Source organism: Candidatus Lariskella endosymbiont of Hedychridium roseum, from assembly GCF_964020185.1.
Classification (GTDB): domain Bacteria; phylum Pseudomonadota; class Alphaproteobacteria; order Rickettsiales; family Midichloriaceae; genus Lariskella.
In genome coordinates, this window is record NZ_OZ026538.1 from 667222 (window position 1) to 679958 (window position 12737).

Below are 12737 nucleotides of genomic sequence, written 5' to 3' on the forward strand. Positions count from 1 at the left end.
ATAGTCCATTTTCTTGCCGTTCTTTTACTAAGATTTCCATCGCAGAAATTCCGACATTTTTAATACCAGCAAGTCCAAACCTTATAGCATCTCCCTCGATTTTGAAATATGCCGCGGAACTATTGATATCAGGAGGCAAGATTTTTATTTTAAAATGTCTAGCATCTGAACAGAACATACTTATCTTGTCTGAGTCGTGTATCTCAAGGTTAATAGAAGCTGTAAAAAATTGCAGTGGGTAATGCGCTTTTAGATATGCAGTTTGATATGAGATTACAGAGTATGCAGCAGCGTGAGATTTATTAAATCCATAACTTGCAAACTTCTCGACTAAGCCGAATATTTCTTGTGCTTGCTGTTTTTCTATTCCTCCCTTTACAGCACCATTCACAAAGCCTTCACGTAATCTTTCCATCTCAGCTTTGTTTTTCTTACCCATTGCTCTTCTGAGCAAATCTGCTTGTCCTAAGCTATAGCCAGCAAGGATCTTAGCAATCTCCATAACTTGCTCTTGGTATATTATGATACCGTATGTTTCGCTAAGTAACTCTTCAAGCTTCTTATGTATGTGAGATACCTTTTCAAGGCCATGTTTTCGCTTGATATAGCTTGGTATATTATCCATAGGGCCTGGTCTATATAGCGACGCAAGCGCCATTAGATCTCCAATACAATCTGGCTTCAGATTTTTAATGGAGCCGCGCATACCAACACCCTCAAACTGAAATACCCCTATGGTTTCTCCTCTGGAGAGCATTTGATAAGTTTTTTGGTCGTCAAGGCCAATACTATTGATATCGAAGAATGATGGATTATCCTTACTTTTATTTTCTTGTATAATACTCTCATTGATAAGAGAGCAGGTTTTGGAAATGACCGTTAATGTTTTAAGTCCAAGAAAGTCAAATTTTATGAGGCCAGCAGATTCAGCATATTTCAGTGAATATTGCACTGCTTGCATCGTTGAATTCGCATCCTGATAAAGAGGGGCAAGCTCTATGATAGGGCGATCTGATATTACTATTCCCGCTGCATGTGTTGATACATGCCTATTTATCCCTTCAAGTTGCAAGCTAATTGAAAGTAATTTATCAATATCTGGATCATTTCCTCTTTGCGCTTGTAATTCTTTGTCTAATTTTATTGCTTCAGAGAGTGTAATTGGATTTGCTGGATTATGAGGAACAGATTTGCTTATCTTATCTATAAGACCATATGGAAGTTGCATAACACGACCAACATCTCTAAGCACTGCTCTTGCTTGTAATTTTCCAAATGTTATTATCTGTGCTACTCTCTCCTCGCCATATTTTTGCTGTACATACCCTATCACTTCATCCCTGCGCTCTTGACAGAAGTCGATATCAAAATCTGGCATTGAGACTCTTTCAGGATTTAAAAATCTCTCAAACAGCAGGCCAAATTTTATAGGATCAAGATCTGTAATTTCAAGAGCCCAAGCTACTATCGATCCAACACCCGATCCTCTCCCTGGACCAACAGGAATTCCTTGACTTTTACTCCATTTGATGAAGTCTGAGACTATCAAAAAATACCCAGGAAAGTTCATCTTATTTATAACTTCGAGTTCAAATTCTAGCCTTGAGAAATACTCCTCTCTCTCTTTTGAATCTGTGATATCACTAATTCTATTCTCAAGTCCCGTTTTGGCGGCATTGCGAAGAGCTTCAGCTTCACTAATGCTTTTTGTATTTCCAGAAATGTCTTGTGACTGTGTAGTGAACTTAGGCAGCATTGGAGCTCTCTCCTCTGCCATAGCCGAGCATTTCATTGCAATCAATGCTGTGTTTTCGATTGCTTCCGGCAAATCGCTGAAGAGTTTCACCATCTCGCTTTGTGATTTGAAATAATTATGTATGCCTGCTTTTGGTCTTGTATCTTCTAGCAAATACTTACTTTCTGTTATACAAAGCAGCGCATCTTGAGCCACCATAAGTTCTGGTGTGAGATAAGATATGGGGTTGCTTGCAACAATCGGTATATTATATTTATATGCAAGATCTAAGCATACATTCTCCAGCGCAACATCTATTTTATCACTATTCCTAATAAACTCTAAAAAGAAATTATCTTCAAATTGTTTGCTTAGACTGACAACTAATTCCTCAAGTTGAGCAGTTTTGCCAGAATGAAATAGTTCACTTGCTATACCCTGTGTGCCTGGTGATAATAGCACTATGCCATCTGATTTTTGAAATAGTTGCTCTAGTGTAATATAAGATTTAACATCACCTTTTGTATCCAAAAATGAGTGGCTTACAAGGTATAATAAATTTCTATATCCACTTTCGTTTTTAGCTATTATAAAAAAGTCGTGTAGATTTAATTGATTACCACTTTGTAGAGCAAATTGTTGAGGTAATAAGACTTTGATTATACAGCCTATCAACGGCTTGATGCCGTTTTTTACACATTCCATGGAAAATTCTAAAGAGCCAAATAAATTACCGTAATCAGCAAGGCAAAGTGCTGGCATCTTATACTTTAGAGATTCTTTAACAAGTGCTTGAATTTTGTTTGTACTTTTACCAAGAGAATAATCTGAGTGTGCTCTAAGATGTATAAAAAGGTTTTCTAAATTACTGGATGAATACATTGATTGTTTGTTTGTGATTCAAAATTGTATCGACACGACATAATTCTATAACATATAATGCATGAACTTGAAACATCATGATTTATACTGAAGTTTTATTTTTGATGCTTTTCAAATTGTATACTTTTTGATACATTGCCCTGGATTATTCATTTGATTTGCCATTGTGATTAATATGGCAAACACGATCAATATTTCTCAAGAATTTTAAAACTTACTTTTATTTACTTACATGTTTTATATTCCAAAGTGGAAAGAGTTCTTTATATGGTGTTGTTGTCTACTTGCAATATATTTTGCACTTCCTAGTATGTTTATAGGCAGCAGTAGTAATTTGCTTAATTACCTGCCTAAAAATACTGCGAATTTAGGTTTAGATCTTAGAGGAGGAGTTTCTTTATTGCTCGAAGCGGACCTTGAGAATTATAGAAAAGAGGTTCTGCAGCAAGCTTTTTCTCAACTAAAGGTGCAGCTCAAGAAAGATACTACGCATTCTGTAGAATTTGAACTACTACCTGATTTACAAGGAATTAACTTAAAGCTCAGAAAAGAAATATCAAAAGACTTGCATGAACAACTCTTAAAAAAAGTAAAAGAGACTGTGGGGCAAAACTTTTGCGTTCGTACTGAAACAGATGTTATATCAGTAAAGCTTGATAGTGATATGCTTCAAGCAGCTGAAGGCAAGATAATGGAGCAAAGCATTGAAATAATAAGAAGACGTATAGACGAAAAAGGTGCTAAGGAGATTGATCTACAAAAACAAGGGGAAAATCAGATTTTATTGCAGGTTCCTGGAGCAAGTTCACCTGAACAAATTAAGAGATTGCTCGGCCGCACTGCAAAGCTTTCATTCCATCTTGTGGATCTAGAAATTACAAAAAAATTTCTGGAATCTAGGGTAAGACCTCCAATTGGGTTTAAAATTCTGTTGTTTAGTGCTGGTAACAGTGAAAGCAATCAGCGTTATTTGGCTGTTGAATCAGAATCTATGCTCAGTGGTGACATGTTGATTGATGCACAAGTTGTAGTAAATACATCAAAACCTGCAGTAAGTTTTAAACTAAGTAGCGTTGGAAGTAGGATATTTGCGGATATATCATCAAAAAATACAGGTAAAATGCTTGCAATTGTTCTTGATAATGAGGTTATAAGCGCACCTGTAATTAATGAACCTATCATTGGTGGCTCTGGAGTAATTTCAGGAAGCTTCTCTATGGAAACTGCAAATGAACTTGCTCTTATGCTTAGGTCTGGCGCACTTGCTACCCCACTAAATATAATTGAAGAAAGAGTAGTAGGACCAAATTTAGGCAGTGATTCCATAGAAGCAGGCGCACGCGCCATGATTGCTGGAGCTATTGTAGTGATTATATTTATGGTTGCATTTTATGGTATATTTGGTTTAATAGCAGATATAGCAATGATAATGAATATATTTTTCATATTTGCTATGTTAAGCTTTTTAGACGCTACACTTACGTTACCTGGTCTCGCTGGCATAGTTTTAACGCTGGGTATGGCAGTTGATTCTAATGTTCTTATCTGTGAACGCATCAAAGAAGAGCTGCGCTTAGGAAAGAAAATGTTACCAGCCATCTCAAGTGGATATAAAGCCGCCTTCTTTACAATAGTCGATTCTAATGTGACAACCGTGATTGCAGGACTTGCTTTATATTGTTTTGGAAGTGGACCTATCAAAGGTTTTGCTGTGACATTAATAATAGGCATTGCCAGCTCTATGTTTACAGCTGTACTTTTGTCCAAGGTTTTATTACTCAACTGGTATAGAGTTTTTAAGTTAAAATGTTTGAAGCTTATTTAGATTAACTATAAATATTTTTCAGTATATATTATTAATGATAAATGAAGGGTTATTATTTAATTATGCACATATAAAGCGATACTTCTAAAAAAGTCAGCAAGAATGCGACATATGATATACAAAATTACATGAAAAGCATTTTAAATGTGCCAATTTTGAAAAGTATGACGAGTATATGGCTTGCAAAATAAGAAGATATTTGACCAGTATAAGAACTTATTAGATTAGATAAATGAAGAAATATTTACTAAGCATTTTTTTGTCCCTTGCAATTCTGATTACAGGTTGCGGCAAAAAGGATGAAGAGAAAGTGTTAAAATTTGCTGTATCGGCGGATTATCCACCTTTTGAATATCGTGAAGGAGCTGGTGCTATTATTGGATTTGATATAGAGCTAGCTGGACTTATAGCAAAGCAAATGGATATGGAAGCTATATTTGAAGATATGAGATTCGCTAACATCTTTGCTGCCGTGCAGAGTGGAGCGGTTGATGCAGGCATCTCTACAATCACTGTTACAGAAGAGAGAGAAAAAAACTTTGATTTCTCAGATGTATACTATAGAGAAGAGATTGCTATTCTTTCAAACAAAGGAGAACAAGCAATAACTGATAAATCTCAATTAAGAACAAAAAAAATTGCTTGTCAACTCGGAACAACTATGGAGATTTGGCTAAAAGAAAATGCGAAAGATACAGAACTTGTGCTTCTTGATAATAATCCACAAGCTGTTGAAGCTCTAAAAGCAGGTAGAGTTGATGGCGTGTTAATTGATTTATTTCAAGCGCAAGCTTTTGCACAAAAAAATATAGAGCTTGAATATACTAGCATAGCAAAATCAGAGTTTGGCTATGCAATAGCTATTAAAAAAGGTTCAGAGCTCAGAGAAAAAATTAATTCTGCGCTTAGAGCATTAAATGAAAGTGGAGAGATTGCAAAATTAGCTCAAAAATGGCTGGGTGAAATTTAAGATATGCATCCACAAACACAAGCGCTTTCTTAGTTTAATTACTCATCTGATATTAAGTTATAAATGATATAAGTGATTTATATATTATTTATTACTTTTCACCTATTAGAGCTTATGAACTGCACTAATAATTGATGCGTTGTATATTTGTGTATTGTTTAAAGTTAAACCTTCAGTGATGTCTTTAAGATTTATTTATACTAGTGAGAAAAGAGATTCCGCCACATATTTTTAACTTTCTAGATTTGATTCTGTTATAATAAATAATTAATCTTTAACGTGTTTATTACTTCATAAGTCTGTTACCTCTTACAGTGGTAGCTTCTTCTTATTTTAAGCTTGATTACAATGTACAGTTGATAGATTATTTTACAGGTGTAGTATTGTTGTAATATTGCCCTTTAACCTTTAAAGGATTATGTATAGCGCAATATATAATTAATATCATTTTAACATTATTTATATATAATTGCATTTTCGCGCAAACAAATATTTAATAAATTTTTGTTTTGCAATCTTAGTAAAATTGTAACATTCTATATTGGCTTGCTAACACAATTGGCATTTATTTATTCATTAAGGAGGAAAAGTGAGGGACGGTAATATAGCAGATATCCAACCCTGCGTTGTAGTGGATGACGGTGTGATATCAGCGTCAGACCTTGTATCATTGTTAAAGCATGCTGTGAATGCGCACAATGATAGAGATACTCAAGAGATTAATGTGAAATTATCATTTCAAGCATCTAATAATAATTCAGTTCTAAATGCCACGTTAAATATTAAAAATATCGAACAAGTTGCAGGAGAAATAAACTCTAAAAATCCAAAACAGTCAGATGCTGATATACTACAACTTTGCGGCAAGAATGTGGAGTTTTGGCAAGATTATGGTATCGCAAAGAATGGAGAATTTACCAATTTACCTACTGGCTCCACAAAGTTCAAACTTGCAAATACAACACTGCATAAGTTTTTTAATGTACATAGAATAAACAAGTATTCAAAGAAAGAAGAGATACAAGACGTCATTGGTTTATATAAGGATGAACATAACTATAATCAGTGGGTTTGTTCTGAGACTTATGATGGCTCGAGGAAGATTGAATCATTTCAAGATGGAGTAATCAGCTATAACGACGAAGATTCATTAGACATAAGCGACTTTGTTTTTGTTGCGGGGAAATCTGGCGGAGCTAATTCCGCTGGTCAAGACGGCGGAATATATAGAAGAGGAGAGATAACAGCTCTAATTAAGCAAGAAAACAAAGGTGGTGGTGTTGATAATGTTAGTAACATATGTGAATTTCTGGGCAGCAGGATGTTTGCACACGCAAAACCTAATTCTGGCGCAAAGGTATTTTTAGCAAAGAATTCTAGCAGCATAAGAATTCCGGACAGTGACGGAAGCAATATATATGTTGCTTCCATATTTTTCGATCATTATAAAGATTTGTATGTTGATGCATATAATATTCTTGGAAAGCAAGCACCAAAAGATAGACCTTGGTTAATTGGGCAAGATGCCAGTGTGTTTAATCAAACGATAGCAAGTAAGAATTATAGTGGATTTTCTGATATAATGCCTCTGTCGCTACTTATCGGAGATTTTGATATACATTGGGGAAATGTTGGTGTTGTTAGAGATCCAAGTAAGCCAGACGTTCCAGCAAAGATGGTAAGAATAGATTTTGCTTGGGCATTTAAAGGTTGTTTTGAGGATGAGGTTCATCCGCATTCGGTTTTCCGTCATTTGCCTGGATTTGGTCCAACAAATCACTTTGTTGAATATCCTGAAGAAATGAGGATACACCCTGTATTTGTTAGAGGTTTGAAAGATATATATGATTTCGATTTTACCATCGCTATAAAGGAGGGTTTTGACGAAGTTGGTCAGTACTATGGTATAGCTCCACTGCAAGAGTTTGCAAAGCAGGTTGCTACCATTGAGATCGCTAAAATTAATGATAAAGAAGGTATAGTAGAATCTCTAAAAACTCATTTTATAGAAAAGATGCAGAAGAGGCAAACATCCCTTAAGGATTATGCTACTACGATAGATATCAGTCTTGCTTTTAATAAAAATGAGAAAGGTTCTTGGACTCTTACAGGATATCAAGATGATCATGGAAATCGCAGAACAGTTGAAGACATAATACGTGAAAATCCGGAATACTTCAAAAGAATACTTACTACAGGTGGGAAAGTAAGCTTAAAAAGAGATGAGCAGAAATCTTTTGGTGGGTTGATTAGTATGCTTGACGTATTTGGTATTTATAGAAAAATAAATGAAAGCAAGTGTACAAAGCAGCTTTTTGCCTATAAAGATCTGATAGATACAGAGATAAAAAGAAAGAAGATCTTGATAAATGAAAAAGACAGTCTTAGCTTAGAAAAAGAGGATGTTGTATCAAAACAAAATGCACAAGAGATAAAAGATCAACAGGAATTAAAGCATGAAAAAAGAAATGTTGAAATCATACCAAGTTCTCAAGAAATAACAAATCAGCAAGACTCAAGAAGTAAAAAAGAAAATGTTCAATCAACGCGAAATACCCAAGACACAAAAAATGAACAGAACTCACAGAATATAAAAGAAAATACTGAATCAACACAAAGTGCTCAAAAAGTAAACGATGCCGCACGAGATTTGAAGCAAAAAGCACATGTTGAAGCAGTACAAAGTACTCAAATGTCTGGCAATAAGTTTGCTGACAGGGTTGGACAACAAGCATCAAATAATAAAACTGTTCAGTTCAAACACTAAAAGTTACACCTTCAATTTCTTACAGATATCAATTACTACCGGCTAAAGCGCGGTAGTTTGTGTAACGCTTGCAAAGCAGATTAAAAGCGTAAACGCTAAAACTCTGATATTCTAAAATCATCTTTTTTGTGATGTTCCTCATGCTGTTCTATATATTTTTGCACTTCTTCTGAATTCACATTGCCAACTGTCACAACAAAATACCCTCTGGCCCAAAGATGTTGTCCCCCAATACCGCTTACGGAGCAGTGCAAATTCCTGTAGCAACTTACGACTACTTATACCTTTAATATATTGCACAGCTTTAGATATTGATATACCAGGCGGAACCAATGCTAATATATGTATGTGATCAGGACTCATACTGCCACTAATTATATTTATGTAATTAGCAGCACATATTTCTCGGATTACTTCCCTAGTTCTAATCGCAACTTGCCCAGTTAAAACTCTATACCTATACTTAGTACAAAATACTATATGATACTTTAGGTCATATAGGCTGTGGGATCATCTCCTATATTCCATTCGTCCTCCCTTAGCACATTTCCTAGATAACTAATACTAAAGTGTTCGCCTAAAGGCGAGGGTGTTAACCATATCACATATAACTACATAAAAAATGCTTGCTATGCTTCTTGCAAGCACTGATAAATGAACATAGTTTTCATACTTGAATTAAACTATGTTTATCTGCCATTTATCATCAGCTTTATTCATTCTTTAGCTAGTACGGGCCATCCGCCAGAAATTGATTTGCTATGCAAATAAATTTTTGTGGAGTAATAATATATATTCAGCAAAATGAAAACAATCAAAGCAACAAGTTTTGTTTATGGCGTATTAAGATATTTTAAATCATGCCAACTAGGCTGTTTTGTGATGCAGAAATGATTTTGACTTTGACCATTTTATTCATAAGGTCTGCATTACAATCGTCAATTATTACAGATTGCATATATGGAGATTTACCCAAAAGCTGGCCATCTTTTTTACCATTCTTGTATATAAGAATGTCAAGGCTATTACCTATCATACTTCTGTTAAAATCAAGTTGCTGGCGATTTAATACTTCCTGTAACCTTGCTAATCTTTCATTTTTTACTTCCTCTGAAATCTGGTTTTCTAATATAGAAGCTGGAGTGCCAGGACGTCTACTATACTTGAATGCAAAATATTGCGTATATCCTATTTCTTCGACAAGTGATATGGTTTCCAAGAAGTCTTGCTCAGTTTCACCTGGATATCCAACAATAAAATCAGATGAAAACTGTATGTTAGAGTTTGCTTTCCTAAAACGCGATATTACATCAACATAAAGTTTTCTATCGTGTTTTCTGTTCATTGTCCGCAATATTTTATCAGAACCAGATTGTACTGGAAGATGTATGAAAGGCATAAGTTTCGACTCACTAGCATGCAACTCAAATAATTTGTTGTCTTCCATATCACGAGGATGTGAAGTTGTATATCTTATAAGTTCTAGTCCATCTATCTTTGCAATATGCTCGATTAAATCAGCTATGCTAAATAATCTATCCTCAGGTGCTGTGCCCTTATAAGCGCTCACGTTCTGTCCAAGCAATGTAATCTCTTTTGTAGATCGTGATACCAAATTCAGAGCTTCTCTATATATTTCATGCACAGGTCTTGAATATTCAGGACCTCGCGTGTAAGGTACTACACAGAAATGGCAAAACTTATCACATCCCTCTTGTATAGATAGAAAAGATGAGACATTACATGTAGTTTGCTCGCCCAGCTGTTTTACAGAATCAAACTTTACATTTTCTAAAAAATCAAGATTGATAGCCCACTTTTTTTCACGTCTTGCTTGTTCGATCAAAACTGGAAGATGGTGATAAGATTGTGGCCCAACAACAACATCAACAAATTTAGCACGCTTAAAGATTTCCTCTCCCTCAGCTTGAGCAACGCAGCCTGCAACAGCTATTACAACATCATCGCCTTTTTTCTTTCTTGTCTCCTTGATTTTTCTGATCCTGCCAAGTTCTGCATAAACTTTTTCAGTAGGGTTCTCTCTTACATGACAAGTATTCAATATAAATAGATCGGCATCAGATGCAGATTCTGTAATAGTAAAACCATGTGGCCTTAAAAGTTCCACCATCTTTTCAGAGTCATAGAAATTCATCTGGCAGCCATACGTTTTTATGAATAGCTTACGCAAGTTAGACAGCATTTTATATTATGTATGATTTTTATTTATTTCTGATTATCAGATTTATCTTCGTCTTTTCCACGCTTCATGCCATCTTTAAATGCATTTAAGCCGGCTCCTATATCGCGCATGATCTTTGGTATTCTCCCTGCGCCAAATAAGACAAGCACTATTAAGAAGATTAGCAATAACTCTCCAAAACGACCGCCCATTTTTGCGTACCTCCTAAAAATAAGCAAAGTCAACATAGAAAAAGCAAGGAACATGCTCAAAAAATAGCAATATAATAGCTAAAATCCACATGTAGAGCATTGCACATGCTAGCATTTTTAATGATATTAAGCAAACAAAAGATTAAATCTAAATGAGAATCGTATAGAATCAAAATAGTACTTAGTAAATATTCTGTGGCATTGTTAACAGTGCAAATACCAATTCTTCATTTATTATCATAGATATATTTTGACACGCTTATTGCAACTTTTAGTTTACTAGAATGTTTAACATGTTCTAGAATGACAACATAGCTTATAGCATTATCTGGAGGTTCGTTTATGTCTGAAGGTGTTGGGTATGATATTGTTGATTTTATCAAGGGTGTAGAAGCAAACAAGTTAACTGATGATGATTTTATAAACTTCAATACACTTCCTAGAGATAAACTGAAAGCATTTCGAGAAGAGATTATACCAGCGTGTAGTACTGAGGAATTAACAAAATTTACAACAAACTTATTTTCTGCTCATATAGATCGTGCATTTTCTGAGGAACTTAGTGCGTTTGAAGCGCCTGTACTTATAAGAGAGCAATCTCAATTATATCTCCTTGTAAACACATGCATGAAAGAAATTGGAAAAAGATATTTGGAACTGCAAGACAGTCCTGAGAAGTTTGGCACAGTAAAGATAGATCCGGCTATATTGGCTTGTTATTCTAATTATAGTGATAGGCTTACAGAATCAATATTAAAAATGCCTGAAGAAAATATAAGGCATATGCTCTCTGAGGATATCGCTAAGATCATTGAGAATCAAAATCTTAAAGCGGGAAATGAAGTTGCATCTAACGCGATGGAAAATTTACTAGAAAAGTTATTTACGAGAGATGACGTACTTAAGTCAAACATAAGATCTGCACTTGTAGGTCTGCCAAACAGTAACGAAAAAGACTTGATAGAGCAGGTAAATGAAGTGCTTGCAAATTATGATGTTGATAATAACAGAAAAGAGATAGCAGATTATATAGCAAACCGTAATATAGCGTACAGTATATCATTTGTTATGTATAAGAACATGCTAGAGATGCCAAGTGAAGTCATGTCACATGAGGCAGGAGATATACTTGCAAAACATATTGAACTTGCTAAGCCTTATGGTCAATATGTTATGGCGCTTAGGACTCAAGATCTGACTAGTCAAATTCCATTAAAAGAAGCTATTTTATCGCATGTGCAGGGTAATGACTCTATACAAGAAAACTCCGAACTATTAAAAATGGCTCAGCAAATAGATACTAGTAAATCACAAGATAATCAACAGGAGAACATCTCTGTTTTAAAATATGTTGAAACAGTATTAATTGAATTTATTGCTAATGTTAAAGAAAGTTGTGTAAACGTTAGCGCGAAAGCAAATATTGAGCTTGAGAAGTCTTTGTCTAGTATATATGACACACTTAGGCAGATAAGAGATTGCTTTCTCAGACATGATGAGGTCGGTAAAGACCATTCTGAAGATATTGCTGTGCATTATACTAAAGCTGATGAGTCAATAAAAATAATGAAAGGGCAGCTGAGAGAAGAAACTATCGCTATGTTAGAGGAACAAGTTAGAGCAGTAATTAAAAATGTTCCTTCGGAACACAGAAAAGATCTTATAATGTTGCATGGTACTGTCATGAGTGAGTTGCAAACTCTACATGCTAAACAAGAAAGAGATCATGAGAAGGAAAATCAAGACAAAAGTCATAGTTGGCAGGAAAGAACAGAAATAGCATCTAGAACAACAAACAGAGGAGCTTCAAGGTAAATTTATACCGGCATAGGTCAATGAAGAGTTAGCATTTATTATGTATTATCCTGTTAATCAAGTCATTGTGTAAGCTTTTTTAGCCTAATTTCTATATTACTTCGTTAGTTTCTTTGCAAATATGTAAAAGTATTATGTGCGGAATTATCGTACTCAAAAGAATCATTACACAAATGCCTTATTAACAGTGCTATTGCTAAAAAATCTGCCATACACTATGATTATCAATCGGCAGCTCGAGTTACATAAGTCGCATTTTAAAGGCGCAAATTTTGAAAAGTATGAATAGTATACTTATAGTGTATTTCTTTTTCTTATATGATAGGGTTTTTGGTTGAGCTTATCAACT

Annotated in this window: 6 protein-coding genes and 1 pseudogene; 4 read left to right on the top strand and 3 right to left on the bottom strand. The window is 34.8% G+C overall.

Annotated elements, in window-relative coordinates; genetic code table 11:
• Nucleotides 1–2927: 2927 nt before the first annotated feature.
• The 3 genes from secD (at nucleotide 2928) to AACK98_RS03370 (ending at nucleotide 8179) form a co-directional block, all read left to right on the top strand.
• Nucleotides 2928–4442 carry a protein translocase subunit SecD gene (secD, locus tag AACK98_RS03360; protein ID WP_339042282.1) on the top strand — a complete coding sequence of 505 codons (1515 nt, stop codon included), beginning with the start codon at nucleotides 2928–2930 and terminating at the stop codon, nucleotides 4440–4442.
• Nucleotides 4443–4674: 232 nt separating this feature from the next.
• A complete protein-coding gene (locus AACK98_RS03365) occupies nucleotides 4675–5412 on the top strand; it encodes an ABC transporter substrate-binding protein (protein ID WP_339042284.1) in 738 nt (245 codons plus the stop codon).
• A gap of 589 nt (nucleotides 5413–6001) precedes the next feature.
• Entirely contained in the window at nucleotides 6002–8179 is a 2178-nt protein-coding gene (locus tag AACK98_RS03370) for a hypothetical protein (RefSeq protein ID WP_339042286.1), read from the top strand.
• A 138-nt stretch (nucleotides 8180–8317) separates the two neighbouring features.
• Here AACK98_RS03370 and tnpA read toward each other — a convergent pair.
• The 3 genes and pseudogenes from tnpA to AACK98_RS03385 form a co-directional block, all read right to left on the bottom strand.
• Nucleotides 8318–8677: pseudogene (tnpA, locus tag AACK98_RS03375) on the bottom strand (IS200/IS605 family transposase); the annotation flags it as partial.
• Between the two features lie 355 nt (nucleotides 8678–9032).
• Nucleotides 9033–10382 (bottom strand): tRNA (N6-isopentenyl adenosine(37)-C2)-methylthiotransferase MiaB, encoded by a 1350-nt coding sequence (gene miaB, locus AACK98_RS03380; RefSeq protein WP_339042288.1) that lies wholly within the window; start codon nucleotides 10380–10382, stop codon nucleotides 9033–9035.
• 23 nt (nucleotides 10383–10405) lie between these two features.
• A complete protein-coding gene (locus tag AACK98_RS03385) occupies nucleotides 10406–10609 on the bottom strand; it encodes a twin-arginine translocase TatA/TatE family subunit (protein ID WP_410519994.1) in 204 nt (67 codons plus the stop codon).
• 306 nt (nucleotides 10610–10915) lie between these two features.
• Here AACK98_RS03385 and AACK98_RS03390 point away from each other — a divergent pair, with 306 nt between their 5' ends.
• Nucleotides 10916–12388, top strand: coding sequence for a hypothetical protein (locus tag AACK98_RS03390; RefSeq protein ID WP_339042290.1), 1473 nt, complete (start codon nucleotides 10916–10918; stop codon nucleotides 12386–12388).
• Nucleotides 12389–12737: the final 349 nt, after the last annotated feature.